12 protein-coding genes and 2 pseudogenes are annotated in these 14,726 nt (G+C 50.4%); 1 reads left to right on the top strand and 13 read right to left on the bottom strand.

Going from position 1 to position 14,726, the window contains the following annotated elements:
• Window positions 1-14: 14 nt before the first annotated feature.
• From yabQ to murC, 13 genes and pseudogenes are all read right to left on the bottom strand, one after another.
• On the bottom strand, window positions 15-344 hold the full coding sequence (yabQ, locus tag DXA97_RS04000; RefSeq protein WP_118718651.1) for a spore cortex biosynthesis protein YabQ: 330 nt from the start codon (window positions 342-344) through the stop codon (window positions 15-17).
• Window positions 344-628, bottom strand: a complete 285-nt coding sequence (gene yabP, locus DXA97_RS03995; RefSeq protein WP_182436788.1) for a sporulation protein YabP — start codon at window positions 626-628, stop codon at window positions 344-346. Before yabP ends, yabQ begins: the two co-directional genes overlap by 1 nt.
• A gap of 89 nt (window positions 629-717) precedes the next feature.
• Entirely contained in the window at window positions 718-957 is a 240-nt protein-coding gene (locus DXA97_RS03990) for an RNA-binding S4 domain-containing protein (RefSeq protein ID WP_118718649.1), read from the bottom strand.
• 217 nt (window positions 958-1,174) lie between these two features.
• Window positions 1,175-1,450 (bottom strand): HU family DNA-binding protein, encoded by a 276-nt coding sequence (locus DXA97_RS03985; RefSeq protein WP_118718648.1) that lies wholly within the window; start codon window positions 1,448-1,450, stop codon window positions 1,175-1,177.
• A gap of 226 nt (window positions 1,451-1,676) precedes the next feature.
• On the bottom strand, window positions 1,677-2,609 hold the full coding sequence (locus tag DXA97_RS20720; RefSeq protein WP_243107551.1) for a hypothetical protein: 933 nt from the start codon (window positions 2,607-2,609) through the stop codon (window positions 1,677-1,679).
• Window positions 2,570-3,421 carry a hypothetical protein gene (locus DXA97_RS20715; RefSeq protein WP_243107550.1) on the bottom strand — a complete coding sequence of 284 codons (852 nt, stop codon included), beginning with the start codon at window positions 3,419-3,421 and terminating at the stop codon, window positions 2,570-2,572. Before DXA97_RS20715 ends, DXA97_RS20720 begins: the two co-directional genes overlap by 40 nt.
• Window positions 3,422-3,562: 141 nt before the next feature.
• Entirely contained in the window at window positions 3,563-4,318 is a 756-nt protein-coding gene (locus DXA97_RS03975) for an exodeoxyribonuclease III (protein ID WP_118718647.1), read from the bottom strand.
• Complete coding sequence (locus DXA97_RS03970) at window positions 4,311-5,234, bottom strand: sugar phosphate nucleotidyltransferase (RefSeq protein ID WP_118718646.1); 924 nt, start codon at window positions 5,232-5,234, stop codon at window positions 4,311-4,313. Before DXA97_RS03970 ends, DXA97_RS03975 begins: the two co-directional genes overlap by 8 nt.
• A gap of 195 nt (window positions 5,235-5,429) precedes the next feature.
• Window positions 5,430-6,050, bottom strand: a complete 621-nt coding sequence (gene lepB / locus DXA97_RS20710) for a signal peptidase I (RefSeq protein WP_347560252.1) — start codon at window positions 6,048-6,050, stop codon at window positions 5,430-5,432.
• Between the two features lie 321 nt (window positions 6,051-6,371).
• A pseudogene (locus tag DXA97_RS03960) lies at window positions 6,372-7,543 on the bottom strand (ribose-phosphate pyrophosphokinase).
• Window positions 7,544-7,760: 217 nt separating this feature from the next.
• Entirely contained in the window at window positions 7,761-8,765 is a 1,005-nt protein-coding gene (locus DXA97_RS03955; RefSeq protein WP_118718645.1) for an ATP-binding protein, read from the bottom strand.
• Window positions 8,766-8,838: 73 nt separating this feature from the next.
• Window positions 8,839-9,924, bottom strand: coding sequence for a DnaD domain protein (locus tag DXA97_RS03950; RefSeq protein WP_118718724.1), 1,086 nt, complete (start codon window positions 9,922-9,924; stop codon window positions 8,839-8,841).
• A gap of 266 nt (window positions 9,925-10,190) precedes the next feature.
• Window positions 10,191-11,569, bottom strand: a pseudogene (murC, locus tag DXA97_RS03945) (UDP-N-acetylmuramate--L-alanine ligase).
• A 238-nt stretch (window positions 11,570-11,807) separates the two neighbouring features.
• On the opposite strand from murC, the gene DXA97_RS03940 reads away from it, so the two are divergent.
• Window positions 11,808-14,726, top strand: a complete 2,919-nt coding sequence (locus tag DXA97_RS03940) for a transglycosylase domain-containing protein (protein WP_118718644.1) — start codon at window positions 11,808-11,810, stop codon at window positions 14,724-14,726.

Below are 14,726 nucleotides of genomic sequence, written 5' to 3'. Positions count from 1 at the left end.
TAACCTTATTTATGTTACCTTCGTAATTTCATTCTAATGCATCGAACCGCCCTTTTCAAGACCTTTCGCAAATTTCTGCTGATAATCCGGTCATAAAAAAGCATCGAACAAAAAATACTGCCTATGATGTAAAAGCGCAGTGCCCCGTCATTTTCCCGGTACAAAAACAAAAACGTAAAAAAACCGGACCAGATCCAGTAGCACAGATCTTCCAGCCCGGTCACCAGGTTCTTGTGCGGAACCAGAAACCGGAACAGCCGAAGCCCGTCATACACCACCATCAGGACAATCCCAACGCCAAGCCCAAGAAGCAAAAGCCGTGCTTCCCGGCACACCTGTGCCATTAGCCAAACAGCCGGGTCAGAATCGACTGTCCGGCCTTCCGGTAAGCTTCATTTGAAGAATAGGCCAGGCTGTCCACCTGCCCATCCACCTCCAGCTCTCCCTTTTCTACCGTAAGGCGGCTGACATGAAGCTCCTTCCCCTTGATCGTCAAAAGCCCCATGTCCGTGTCCACCACCACCTGGTTTTCATCGAACGATACCACTTCCCGCACCCCGGTCAGGCTCGCCGCGCTCCGGTTTTCCAGCCGACAGGCATGGGCACGGATTCCGGATTTTTCTTCCACGAAAAAACCTCCCCACCTGAACTCATGGTTTAGTATATGGGGAGGCTGGTGGTGTTTATGCTTCATATCACATATTCACGCTCACTATCTTAAAGATACTCGAACATTTCCTTTGCATCTTCCTTGCGGATGGTTTCCTGCACGCTCGTGATGCGTACTTTGACGGATTTATTGCCGAAGGCAATTTCGATCACATCTCCGGCCTTGACGTCCGCACTGGCTCTTGCCACTTTATCATTGAGCATCACGCGACCACTGTCACAGGCTTCATTCGCTACCGTTCTCCGCTTGATGATGCGGGATACTTTCAGATACTTATCCAGACGCATATCGTGTCTCCTTCTAATGGATGAATTCCCCTGCAATGTCAATTGCGCTTCCAGCAGATCAATTCCTGTGCGCCAATTCCTTGCTAATGGGTAAAATTCCCCCTATCACGCGAAACGCATTCTAGGGGGAATCTTTATTTTACTTTACATTTTAAACTAAATTTTCTTGGCTGTGCTAATTACCGGAATTTTTTTAGTTACTACGTTTATTTGCAAATTAAGCGTTTACAAGATCCTTTAATGCCTTACCAGCTTTGAACTTCGGGGTCTTGGATGCCTCGATGATCATGGTCTCGCCGGTTCTCGGGTTGCGGCCTTCTCTTGCTGCTCTCTCAGATACCTCGAAGGTACCGAAACCTACTAACTGGATTTTATCGCCTGCCTTCAGAGCCTCTGCAACTACATCGGTAAATGCCTTTACTGCAGCCTCTGCGTCCTTCTTGGAAAGGCCTGCCTGCTCAGCTACTGCTGCTACTAATTCTGTCTTGTTCATTATTAAATTCCTCCTAAATGCGATAACGGCCTGAACGGCCGTTTTTTCGTAATTCATTTTGCCCTTTCATTTATATCTGTTTTGCTATGCTTTGTCAAGGTTTTTCGCCTTTTTCTTTCCCTTAAATACCAGAACGCAGCGGGGCGGCACCATGCAGTTCTTCTGGTTGGAAACCTTGCGCTCCTGACCCTCCGCATAAAAGCCTCCGGCTGCGCTGTCGCTGGTGTCAAATGACAGACTCCACTCCAGGTCCTCGGAAGGTTTGGAAGGGCAAAGCCGTGCGGCTCCCAGTGCATGTTGAAGATGACAAAGAAAAAGGCATCGTTTTGCCCGTCTGACTTCTTCGCATAATTTCCGCAATAGAGGATGCCGATCTGGCGGCGGAAATTCTCAAACTCCGGCTGCCAGGCATTGACTCCATGGTAAGAGATGTCCGGGTGGCCGCAGGCAGGTAATCCATCACTCTCGGTTCCTGCTCCATGTGAAAGACCGGATGTGCCTTGCGGAACGCGATCACATGCTTCACAAATTCTAAGAGCTCCTGGTCCCATTTATTTAAATTCCAGTTGATCCAGGAGGTTTCGTTATCCTGGCAGTAGGCATTGTTGTTGCCGTTCTGGGAATTGCCGGATTCATCGCCCGCGAGGAGCACCGGGGTTCCCTGGCTTAAAAAGAGCATCAGCATGGCATTGCGCAGCTGTCTCGCACGCAGCTCCTGGATTCTTTTCTTGCGCACCGGGCCCTCTGCGCCGCAGTTCCAGGAATAGTTGTAGTCGCTTCCGTCCCGGTTATTTTCCCCGTTGGCCTCGTTGTGCTTCTGGTCGTAGGAGACCATATCCAGCATGGTAAAGCCATTGGTCCCCGCCATAAAGTTTAGCACACCACATTCTGCCGGGTTTCTGCGGTTGCGGAAGATCAGGCTGCTCATCTGCTCCTCATCGCCCTTTAAGGCACGGCGCATATCAATCAGAAAACCTTCGTTGTATTCGCCCAAATGCTTCTTTTCCCCGGCTGCAGGCTTTTCCGCCTCCCAGGAGATCGCCCAGAGCTTGGTGTCGGCCAGATACGGGTCCTTTGCAAGAAGTGCTGTCGGCGCATAACCGGTTAAGTGGATCCCATCTACATGGTATTCACGCACCCAGAAGCGTACCGTCTCCAACACAAACTCCGGCACTTCTTTCCGGAAAAATAAAGCTCCAGCACAATTTCCAGCCCAGCCTTGTGCAGCTCCCGCACCATATACTTAAACTCGGTCACCGGATTACTTCCCTGGTCCGCATAAGATGCCTTCGGCGCAAACATGCAGGCTTTTGTATAGCCCCAATAATTCAGGCGTCCCGTCGGCTCACTGTTTCCATAAGGATTTCCTTCCACATTCTCCGGCATCATAACTTCCTGGAATTCCACCGCCGGAAGCAGCTCCAGCGTCGTGATCCCTAACTCCTTCAGATACGGGATCTTGTCCACCACGCCCCGGAAGGTGCCGCGGTGCTCTGTGCCGGAGGAGGCATGCTTTGTCAGCCCGCGTACATGTGCGCGGTAGACAATGCAGTCTTCATACGGAATATGAAGCGGCCGGTCCCCCTGCCAGTCAAACTCCGGCTCCACGACCGGCGCCAGCAGAAGATTCTTTGCCTGGCTTAATTTGCCCCAGCGCTCCCGCCCGGCAAACGAGCGGCCGTATGGATCCGGGAAACGTTTTCCATCTGCTTCAAATGCATAGAAAAAAGAAGTAAAGTCTCCCTTCAGTGTCATAGACCAGACATGTCCGGTCTTTCCGGTTTCCGGAAACGGGATGTGAAACACCTCGTGAAACTTTACTCCTTTTCCGCTTTTTTCTTCTTTTGCAAACAAAAGCAGGCTGCAGGCCTTCGCTGCAGCCACAGTTGTTACATGGATCCCCCCGTCTATCCTTGTGAGGCCCATTGGATACACTTTACTGTCATGTAAATCGATCTGATACGGCTCCAATTTTGCCCACCTTTCCCGCTACAGAGTATTCCGCCTCCATAGCGTACTGTTTTTTATTTTTGCCTGCCAGCTTATGTTTCTTACGGTCAGCACAGCGCATGCACCAGTAAGCACAAACCTGCTTAACCGTTACTTACGGTCTTACTTCAGGCACAACTCTACCGGACAGTGATCCGATCCGAATACCTCTGTGTGGATCTTTGCGGACTCCAGGCGGTCTTTTAAACGGTCAGAAACGCAGAAATAGTCGATACGCCACCCTGCGTTCTTCTCCCGGGCTTTAAACCGGTATGACCACCAGGAATAAATACCCTCCTGCTCCGGGTAAAAGTAACGCCAGGTATCGGTAAAGCCTGCTGCCAGAAGCTCGGTAAATTTGTTTCGCTCCTGGTCAGTAAAACCAGCATTATTCCGGTTTGTCTTCGGATTCTTTAAATCGATCTCCCGATGTGCCACATTGAGGTCTCCACAAAAAATGACCGGCTTCTTTTCATCCAGTCCCTTCAAATAAGTCCTCCATGCATCTTCCCATTCCATGCGGTAGTCCAATCTGGCTAACTCATTCTGGGAATTCGGCGTATAGCACGTAATTACATAATATTCCGGAAACTCTGCAGTTATGACTCTTCCTTCGTGGTCATGCGCTTCTATGCCGATCCCGTATGTCACGGAAAGCGGCTCCTCTTTCGTAAACAGCGCAGTTCCGGAATACCCTTTCTTTTCCGCATAATTCCAGTACTGATGATAGCCGGGAAGTTCTAAGTCGATCTGGCCTGCCTGCAGTTTGGTCTCCTGCAGACAGAATACATCGGCATCTGCCTCGTGGAAAAAGTCCAGAAAGTTCTTTCCGACACAGGCCCGCAACCCGTTGACATTCCAGGAAATCAGCTTAGTCATACAAGTTCTCCTTATACACGCCGTCCGCGATCAGCTTCCGGATGGAAGCAACAACCGCTTCCTTGTCCTCTTTATAGGTAACACCAAACCACTTATCCCTGGTCTCCAGCACACGCACCTGCGCCTTGCCAGCCTTAATCTGCTGGTCGATGATCTTCGGGAGCAGATACTCTGCCTTTACATCGCCCTCTTTGATGCTGTCCAGAAATTCCGGGAATCCTGCTTCCAGCGCATCTAAGAACTTCGGCGGAAGTCCCCACATATTCATGGAAACATACTGTTTTTCGTCAATCAGCACTGGATTTCCCTGCTCATCATTCGCAAAAAGGCCGTTTCCGCGCCGCTCGATATCGTAAGTCTCGGTTACATCTTTTAAGGTTCCGTCCGGGTTTACCTGGCAGACTCCGCGGGTTACCGTGCCGTTTTCACTCAGCGTATTCTCCAGAATGAAGCCACCCATGCACATGTCATACACGTCACCATCGGTCTTCATTTCGTTGACCATGTAGTCATGGATCTTAAAAAATCCTTCCCTGCCATAATAATCATCCGCATTGATGACCAAAAATGGCTCATGCACCATATCTTTTACCGTCAGGACAGCCTGACCGGTTCCCCAGGGTTTCTTTCTGCCTTCCGGCACCTGATACCCTTTTGGAAGCGCATCCAGTTCCTGAAATGCATATTCCACATGGGCGATCTTCTCAATGCGGTTTCCGATGATCTCGCGGAAGTCCTTCTCCAGGTCTTTCCGGATAATAAAAATGATCTTGTTGAATCCGGCCTGCAGCGCATCGTGAATGGAATAATCCATAATAATCTCGCCTCCCGGTCCGACCGGTGCCAGCTGCTTAATGCCGCCGCCAAATCTGCTGCCGATTCCGGCTGCCATAATTACCAATGTTGTATCCTTCATGATTGTTCCCTCTCCAAATACCCGACGTATTCTGGTGCCGGATGCCGGCACCTTGCCATAATGTATCTAAAATCATAACACAAACCGCGCCAAATAACAATATCACACAGTAACGAACGAGGGCCGAAGGTTTCGTCCCCGCCATTCGGCGGGGACGGAACCTTCCGGCCCATTTGTGTTTACTGTACAATATTGTTACTTCAATACTCCCGGCTTCGGGAAGTAGCGGAACAGTACCTTTGCGATGATCTTCTCACGCTTTACATAGGTATTTTCCCAGCGGCGTGCATCCATGGAGTAGTTCCGGTTATCTCCCATCATGAAATAGCAGCCCTCCGGCACTTCAAAGTGCATCGGTGCTTCCGGGATCATCGGCTCGCGGATATACGGCTCGTCGAGCGGTGTGTCGGAACCGTCGATATAAACCTTTCCGTCTATGATATCGACTGTTTCACCCGGAAGACCAATGATACGCTTTACATAGTAGATCGATTCGTTATCCGGGAAACGGAAGATCGCGATATCTCCACGCTTCGGGTCACCAAAGTGGTAGGAAAGGCGGGAACCGATGACACGGTCACCCGTCATGATCGTGTTTTCCATAGAACCACTTGGCACTTCGCTGTTTGCGATGATAAACGTATTCAGTACAAACGCAATGAGTGCTGCAGACACAATGATCTTGACCCACTCAAGGATTTCCTTTAACCAGCCGCCTGACGGCTGCTGCTCCTCTTTGCGGGAACGTTTCTTCTGGCTCTTTACAGGCTCCGCATGCGGTACTTCTGTTTCTTTCTGTGTGTTACCAGTCTTGATTGCTTCTCTCCGGAGCTCCTGTGCGATTTTCTGTGCTTCCAGCTCAGCAGTCTGTATTTCTTTCCCAGAAAATGCTTCTGCATCTTTTCCTGCCGTGCCCGGAGCCGCTGTATGTTCTTTGGCAGAAAAACTTTCTGCGTTTTTTTCTGTCTTTTCTGCCGGATCCGCAGCTGCTGTATCACTTTCCGCAGAAGCCTGCTGGCCTTCTGTATGTTTCAGGCTGTCCGGTTCCCCGGCCCAGTGCTGTCCGGCCCGCATGCCGTCGAGTCCGCCCAGAAGCGGATCCTTGTTTGTTCTGTCTTCACTCATGAAATAACCACCTTATTTATTGCGGTACTTGTCCAGGAGCTTGTTGATGCGCTTGGTCGGGCTCAAAAGCTCGCTTAAGGAATCATCGTGATTTAAGTTGTCGATGATCAGGGCAATGTACTTACTCATATCTACATCAATGTAGTACGGTCTGGATAACAGCTCCGGAGTCTGGTAAACCACATTGGTGGTCAGGATCCGGTCAATCAGGCCGTTCTCATAATATTCATCAAATTTTGCCAGTCCGTTTGTGAACAAGCCGAAGGTTGCGCAGATAAATACTTTTCTTGCTTTTCTGCGCTTTAATTCTTTTGCGACATCTAGCATGCTCTCGCCGGAAGAGATCATGTCGTCGACGATGATCACATCCTTGCCCTCTACGCTGGAGCCTAAGAACTCGTGAGCCACGATCGGGTTGCGTCCGTTCACGATCTTGGTGTAGTCACGGCGCTTGTAGAACATACCCATATCGAGTCCGAGCACGTTTGCAAAATACACAGCACGGCCCATACCGCCTTCATCCGGGCTGATGACCATCATGTGGTCACTGTCGATCTCAAGCTCGGTCTCGTTCTTTAACAGATGCTTGATGAACTGGTAGATCGGCTGAACGGTCTCGAAGCCCTTTAACGGGATCGCATTCTGCACACGCGGGTCATGCGCATCGAAGGTGATGATATTCTCGACGCCCATGTTCATCAGCTCCTGCAAAGCCAGGGCGCAGTCTAAGGACTCACGGCCGGAACGCTTATGCTGGCGGCTTTCATAGAGGAATGGCATGATAACATTGATACGGCGTGCCTTACCTGCTGCTGCCGCAATGACACGCTTTAAGTCCTGGTAATGGTCATCCGGAGACATATGGTTGGTCATGCCGCACAGGGAATAGGTCAGGCTATAGTTGCACACATCTACATGATGTAAAGGTCATCGCCTCGAATAGAAGATTCAATGGTTCCCTTGCCTTCGCCGGAACCGAAACGCGGGGTTTTTGCATCAATAATGTAAGAATCTCTCTGATATCCTGCAAACGCGATGGTTGATTTATGCTCACTCTCGCGCTCTTTTCTCCACTCGACCAGCCAGTCGTTTACCTTTGCGCCTAATGCGGAACAGCTCTTTAACGGGATCAGTCCTAATGGTCCTACCGGAATGGTCTCAATGGTCTTCTCTTCGTAAATCATCTTATCCTCCATGCTCTGTGTGTATTTATTTGTTTTGGGCAGCAATCAATATTTATTGCCGCAATATCGCTTCTTTTATATCATTATGCCTCAGTTAAGTCAAGACAATCCCCACAAACTTTCGCTTTTAAGCTGGGACTGATTTCTTTTTCACAATCTTATGCCGGATACCTGCCCGAAAGCAGCTATCCGCCTGCATACCATAAGCAAAATCTTTTCATGTTCCCTGTTTCCGGGCCATCACACGCTTCTTCATGCGGATATCTGCCCCGTAAAGAGGAATGATCCGGTAACTGCTCATGATCCGGGAAGTCACACGGTCGGAATAAGTGTCCTTTAACATGCCCATGGAGAGATTCGTGGAAATGATCGTCCCCTTCTTTCTGCCAATGCGCTCGTTGATGCAGTAAAAAAGCTGGGAAGAAACAAAGGAATTATTTAACTCCGTTCCCAGGTCATCGATGATCAGCATGTCGCACTCCACAATGTAGCGATAGCTCTCCTCGATATCGTCCTCGCTGTCGCGCCCGAATTTGTATTTGGAAAAGATCTCAAACAGCTCGTTGGAGGACAGATAAATAACAGAGATGCAACGGTCGATCAGCGCCTTTGCAATGCAGTTGGTAAGAAATGTTTTGCCGACGCCGGTACCGCCGGTAAACAGAATGCTGTTTCCTTTCTGCGGATACTGCTCTGCAAACTCCCGGCACTGCCGCACCACAATCTCCATGTAGGCGCGTTCTGTCATGCCAAGCTGCGGCACCTTTTCCGTATCATCGTAAAAGTCGAAACGGAGACGGTCGAAATTTTCCTCTTTCAGGATTGACTCGATGTTGGACTGGGCGTAGAGAATGTTCAGCCGCTGGCGTTCAAAGCAATGACAGCGTTTTCCATTCACATAGCCGGTGTCCTGGCAGTCCGGACAGTCATAGCGCAGCTCCATATAATCTGCCGGAAAACCGGCCGCCTTTAACAGTGCCAGCTTCTGCTCCCTTAAGTCTGCCAGTTCTTCCTTTAAGTGTACGCGGGCATTCAGGTCTCCACCAAGGACTCTTCTGGCACAATCTGCTGCCTGGCTGCTGATCTGCCGGTCCAGCTCCTGAATTGCCGGTACTTTCTTATATACTTCCTCGACCCGCGCTTCCATGGCGCGGCGCTGTAAGCGCTGCCGTTCTTCATACCCGCGCATAACTGCGTTGTACTGGGAATTGCTCAGTGCCATTGTTTGCTCTCCTTCTTAACTGCTAATTGCTGTTTTCTACCGCCCACAGTCCCTGCGGCAGTCCCTTTTCTATTTACTGTTCCCCGATCCAGTCCTTCACCTGGTTTAATACCATGGAATCGTAATCGGTATTTCTCTGTTCAAAATTCAGGAACTGGTTGTTCGGCTGCCGGTTGTTTTTCTGGGATTTCTGATTCTTCTGGCCTTTATACTTTTCGTCCAGCACGGAAATATCCGTCAGGCTGTGCACGCCGGCTTTTCTCCACTCGGAAAGGATCCGGTCCGCATAGCGGAAGCTCGGATTGTGTGTCGCCTCAATGGTGCGGTTGCACGCTTCCAGAACCACCTCTTTGGTAAACCCATACTCGCCAAACCAGCGCTCGATCATTTCCCGCTCCATTTCCCCCGGGTTTCTTCCGGTCAGGCCAAATGCCCGCATGACGGAAAACGAGTTCTTCGTAAAGCCGCTTGCATAAGCCTTGGCCTGCTCCACGGTCGCAAAGCCCTTTTCGTGCCAGCTGATGGCAACCGTCTCTATATAGCGGATGCTGGTGTGGCCTCCCTGCACACAATGCTCCACCAGGTATTCCAGAAGCTCAGCCGACATATGAAGCCCATCGTAAAGATAGGCAAATACCTCCAGCTCTCTCTGGGTAAATATCTTATTCAGATAACGCTGGGCAATGTAGAGCAGCTCTGCAAATTCCCCATCGCCCTGCAGGCGGTTTACCTGGTCCTGGCTATACACCGGACGCGTCGTTTTCGCCCCGGCACCGCCAGCTGCCAAAGTGGCAGACACCTCACCAGTCCGGCCCACACGGCGGATATCTTCTGTCCCGTTCTGGGAAGCCGCAGCCGTCTGGTCTGATGCCGCTTCTGCTGTCCCGTTTTTGCTGGCAGCCGTACCCTTTGCAGCAGCCAGTGCTTCCCCGGTGCTGATCACGCCAAGCTTTTCCCAGTAGGCCAGCGCACGCCGGATATCTGCCTCTGTATGGTTTAAACCGTCCGCGATCTTTCCGGGACTCATGGGTTCGTCCTTGTGCCGGAGCAGATACAGGTATACCTTCACATATTCCCCGTTTGCTTCCGCCAGATACCGGTCAATAAATTCGTTGGAAACCAGGGTTGCATCCACCTGGAAATGATATGTAAAACTCATAAAAACCTCACCTTTCCTGTCTGCTAACATCTTACCACATCCAAAATTAAAAAGAAATAGCTGAGTTTATCCACAGAATTCCTTGTGGATAATGTGGATAATGTGGATATAATGTTTTCCCATGTCCCGAAAAAAGGCGCGAAAACCGTCGAATTATAGATAAAACCGTGGTTTTTTAAATTTTCAGATACTTTCTTATGTAAATTAAAAAATCCACATAGGCCCTTTACATAAAAAGTGGAAAACTATGTGGATAATGTGGATAACTATTTGTTAAGAAGCTTTTCCCCAACTTTTACAATGTCTCCGGCGCCCATAGTTATCAACAAATCACCGGTGGAACAATTTTTTAAAAGAAATGCTTCAATTTCTTCAAATGATGGGAAATAATGCACTTCCGAGCCCAGCTTTTCGATGCGGGAAGCGATATCTGCGGAGCTGATGCCCAGCGTATCTGTCTCCCGCGCCGCATAAATATCTGCAAGAACAACGGCATCTGCCGCAGAAAGTGCCTCTGCAAACTCATCTAAAAATGCCTTGGTCCGGGTATAAGTATGCGGCTGGAATACACACCAGAGTTTTTTGTGTGGATAATTCTTTGCAGCCTTTAGGGTTGCTGTGATCTCCTGTGATGATGTGCGTAATCATCGATGATGGTAATGCCATTCAGCTCGCCCTTCTTCTCAAAACGGCGGTCCGTTCCGGTAAAATGAAGAAGTCCTTCCGCGATTGCCTCATCCGGGATAGCCAGCGCCTTTGCCGCAGCGATAGCAGCCAGTGCATTGTATACATTGTGCTCACCAGGAACACCCAACGTGATCGTTCCGGCTTTCTTTCCCTGCTCCATAACCGTAAAGGCCGGGCGTGCGAACGCATCGTATGTAATCTCTGCCGCGCTGTAGTCACTCTCTGCGCTATGACCAAAGGTCACCACCTTGCAAGGCAGCCCGCCGCAGATCTCCTCATAGTTTTTGATATCACGGTTAATGATCAGAAGTCCCTTTTCATCCAGCTTCTGTGCAAACAGGCGGAAGGAATGGCGGATATCATCCAGATCCTTAAAGAAATCCAGATGGTCTGCTTCTATATTTAAAATGATCTCCATGGTCGGGAAGAAAGAAAGGAAACTGTTGGTGTACTCACATGCCTCGGTCACAAACAGCTCCGGTCCGCCCACACGGATATTGCCGCCGATGGAATGCAGGATTCCGCCGACAGAAATGGTCGGGTTCTTTTCGGCTGCCAGTAAAATCTCGGTCAGCATGGAGGTTGTCGTAGTCTTTCCGTGGGTTCCGGATACCGCGATCGCCTCTCCGTAGTTTTTCATGATCTGACCTAAAAGCTCTGCACGGCTCATCATCGGGATACCACGGCGCACAACCTCGGCATACTCCGGGTTATCCGCATGGACTGCTGCGGTATAAACCACCAGATCGATATCATCGGTGATGTTTGCTGCTGCCTGGCCATACATGACCTTAGCACCTGCCGACGCAAGGTGATCCGTCAGTTCACTCTCATGCGCATCGGAGCCGCTGATGCGAAAGCCCTCCTGCATTAAAATCTCTGCAAGTCCGCTCATGCTGATGCCGCCGATGCCGATAAAGTGAATGGCAATGGGTTTCCTGAAATCTATCTGATACATAATGGCTTCCATCCTTTTCCTTATTAATTTCATGATTAAAATTCTTCTTATATATTATATTGCCTCATATTCTTTTCCTTTTTACTTCCTTTTGCGGGAAAAGTCAATGTTTTTCTAGTCTTTCCATGGAAATTGTAATATAATCGTATAGAAAAAACCGTTGCTGTCTGCACGATAGCCACAGCATCCGGTAAAAGAAAAGAAAGGAGAAACAGTCTGTTTACAGAGGTATCTTACTATGAAATCTAACCATACACCGAAATCGCTTGCTGGTGCCGTTCCCGGCTTCTTTGTCAGCCTGTTCGGCATCCTCGGATGGCTTTTTCAGTCCATTCTTCACCTGTTTACCTGCGGGCTGATCCTCTGCGGCCTCATTGGCCTGCTAATCTATGCCAAGGTGCGCCCGGAGCTCGACCACTGCCGGGAAGTTGCCTACGATAAGCTCGCACAGATGCAGCGCCAGGACTTCAGTATGCTGTCTGACACGGAAATATACGATAAAAACGACCAGCTCATCGGGCTGATCAATGCCGGACATTACGAATATGTCCCGATCAGCCAGATCAGCATGAATCTGCAGAATGCTTATATTGCCCAGGAGGACCGGCGTTTTAAATCGCACACCGGTGTCGACTGGATCGCGACCTTCCGCGCCGGTCTTGCCCTCATCAAAAACCGCGGTGAGATCACCCAGGGCGGAAGCACCATCACCCAGCAGGTGGTAAAGAACACGTACCTGACCCAGGAACAGAGCTTTACCCGCAAGATCGTGGAGATCCTGCTGGCGCCGGAGATTGAGAAAAAGTATTCCAAGGCAGATATCATGGAATTTTACTGCAACACCAATTTCTACGGCAACCACTGCTATGGCGTGGAAGCTGCCAGCCGCTACTACTTCGGCAAGGATGCCAGCGACTTAGAGCCTTACGAGGCCGCTGTGTTAGTCGGCATCAGCAACAGCCCCACCGCCTACAATCCCGTCCGCAACCCGGAGGCTTCTTTGGAAAAACGAAACGATGTCCTGCACAGCATGCTGGAGGTGGGGTATCTTACGGAAGATGCTTACAACAGCGCCATCAGCCAGCCTTTAAACATCGTTCAGGAGGAAGGCGAGGGAAGCAACGAGAATTACATGAGCAGCTATGCCATCCACTGCGCAGCCCTGACGCTCATGAAGCTGGAAAATTTCCCATTCCAGTATACCTTCAAAGACAAATCCGATTACGACTCTTATATGGAAAATTACCAGGCTACCTACACGGAAAAAGCCGATGATATCCGCGCGGGCGGCTACCGCATTTACACCACACTCGACCAGAGTCTCCAGCAGGCCTTACAGACCCAGCTGGACGATGTCCTCTCCCCGTACACGGAGCTTCAGGATAACGGAAAATATGCCCTTCAGGGTGCCGGAGTCATTGTGGACAACCAGACCGGCTGCGTGGCTGCCATTGTCGGCGGACGCGGCACCACAGACCCTTACAACCGTGCATACTTAAGTGCAAGACAGCCGGGAAGTACCATTAAGCCGCTCATCGACTACGGTCCGGCGTTTGATACCGGCGAATATTATCCGGCCCGCTTAGTCAACGACCACAAATTTGAAGGCGGCCCTTCCAACAGCGGCGGCTCCTACTATGGCAACGTATCCGTGCGGGAAGCCTTAAACCGGAGCTTAAACACCGTAGCATGGCAGATCCTGACCGATATCGGGGTCGATTACGGCCTGAACTATCTGAGAGAAATGGAGTTCCAGAAGCTTACTTATATCGATAACGGAGTTCCGTCCTTAAGTATCGGCGGATTCACCAACGGCGTCCGCGTTGTGGACATGGCTAAGGGCTACAGCACACTGGCAAACGGCGGCATCTATAACGACCAGACCTGCATCCGCAGAATTGATCATGAACATAACGGAGAATTAACAAAGAACTTAAAGCCGCATACCCAGCTGGTCTACCAGCAAGATTCCGCCTATATGCTGACCGATGTCCTGAAAGGGACTTTAAACGAGCCCTACGGAACCGGTTATGGCCTGGCACTGGAAAGCGGCATGCCTGCCGCCGGTAAGACCGGTACCACCAACAGCAGTAAAGACACCTGGTTCTGCGGCTATACCCGCTACTACACCACCGCAGTCTGGGTCGGCTACGACACCCCGCGTGCGATGCCGGGTATCTACGGAAAAACCTACGCTGGAAGGATCTGGAAGCAGGTCATGGACCAGATCCACGAGGGCAAGGAGCTGTCAGACTGGGAACAGCCTGTTACCGTGGAAATGACAACCGACTCCAAGAGCGGCATCACCGATCTGTTCAGCTCCACCTTAAATGAACGGGCACAGCAGAGCCTCCACGATAAGGAACAGCGCAAGCTGGAAGCAGACCTGGAAACTGCAGTAACCGCATTTGAAGACAAGACCATCGAGACCGTGGAAGACACTTACTGGGTCAAGGAACAGTATCAGAGCATCATCTCCAGGCTGAACCTGATGGACGGAAGCGAAAAACGGACCGAGCTTCTGGAGCGCATGACAAAGCGCAACGAAGAATTCACCCCGATCATCAACGACATGAAAGACACCATTGCCCTTTACGAAGTACAGAAAGCAAAGGAAAAAGCAGAAGCCCAGAAAAAGGCAGAAGAAGAAGCCATTACAACACGGAAAAACCTGGAGATCCAGACCCGGAAGAACACCTTCTTAAGCGCCCTGCGCGATGTAGAAAACCTGGAATACCAGTCTGAGGATGCCGAAGACATTGCACAAAATGCCATCGACAAACTTTCCCTGGTAGAAAGCTACGAGGAAGCTGCTTCCTACAAAGAACGGCTCCAGAAAGCCATTGACCGCATTGCCACCCTGCCGACGGAAGACGAATGGGAAGCAGAGCAGGAAAAGAAGGAAGAAGCAGAAGTAACCGCACAGGCTGCGAACGAGCAGAAGATCGGTCTGGAGCAGCAGTCCCTGCGGAATTATTTAAGCCAGGCAAAACGCAGCTGGACCACCTGGTCTTCCCAGATGACCGACAATGCAGGACCCGGAATCGATCATAATTCCGGAACATCCCGCTTCCCGGGATCCGGCACAACCACTGCCCCCGGCTCTGGCAGTTCCCAATCAGCCGTCACTACAGGACCAACAGGAGGAGGAAATTAA

The sequence above is a fragment of the Clostridium sp. OF09-36 genome, assembly GCF_003481985.1.
Taxonomy (GTDB): domain Bacteria; phylum Bacillota; class Clostridia; order Lachnospirales; family Lachnospiraceae; genus Brotaphodocola.
Note: the sequence above shows the minus strand (reverse complement) of the source record. Positions and strands in the feature narration are given on the sequence as shown.

Bases quoted from the DNA above. Each gene is read 5' to 3' on its own strand.
- DXA97_RS03970 (WP_118718646.1), bottom strand. From the start codon at position 5,234: ATGAAGGATACAACATTGGTAATTATGGCAGCCGGAATCGGCAGCAGA.
- DXA97_RS03955 (WP_118718645.1), bottom strand. From the start codon at position 8,765: ATGGCACTGAGCAATTCCCAGTACAACGCAGTTATGCGCGGGTATGAA.
- DXA97_RS03950 (WP_118718724.1), bottom strand. From the start codon at position 9,924: ATGAGTTTTACATATCATTTCCAGGTGGATGCAACCCTGGTTTCCAAC.
- DXA97_RS03940 (WP_118718644.1), top strand. From the start codon at position 11,808: ATGAAATCTAACCATACACCGAAATCGCTTGCTGGTGCCGTTCCCGGC.
- yabQ (WP_118718651.1), bottom strand. From the start codon at position 344: ATGGCACAGGTGTGCCGGGAAGCACGGCTTTTGCTTCTTGGGCTTGGC.
- DXA97_RS03990 (WP_118718649.1), bottom strand. From the start codon at position 957: ATGCGTCTGGATAAGTATCTGAAAGTATCCCGCATCATCAAGCGGAGA.
- DXA97_RS03975 (WP_118718647.1), bottom strand. From the start codon at position 4,318: ATGACTAAGCTGATTTCCTGGAATGTCAACGGGTTGCGGGCCTGTGTC.
- DXA97_RS03985 (WP_118718648.1), bottom strand. From the start codon at position 1,450: ATGAACAAGACAGAATTAGTAGCAGCAGTAGCTGAGCAGGCAGGCCTT.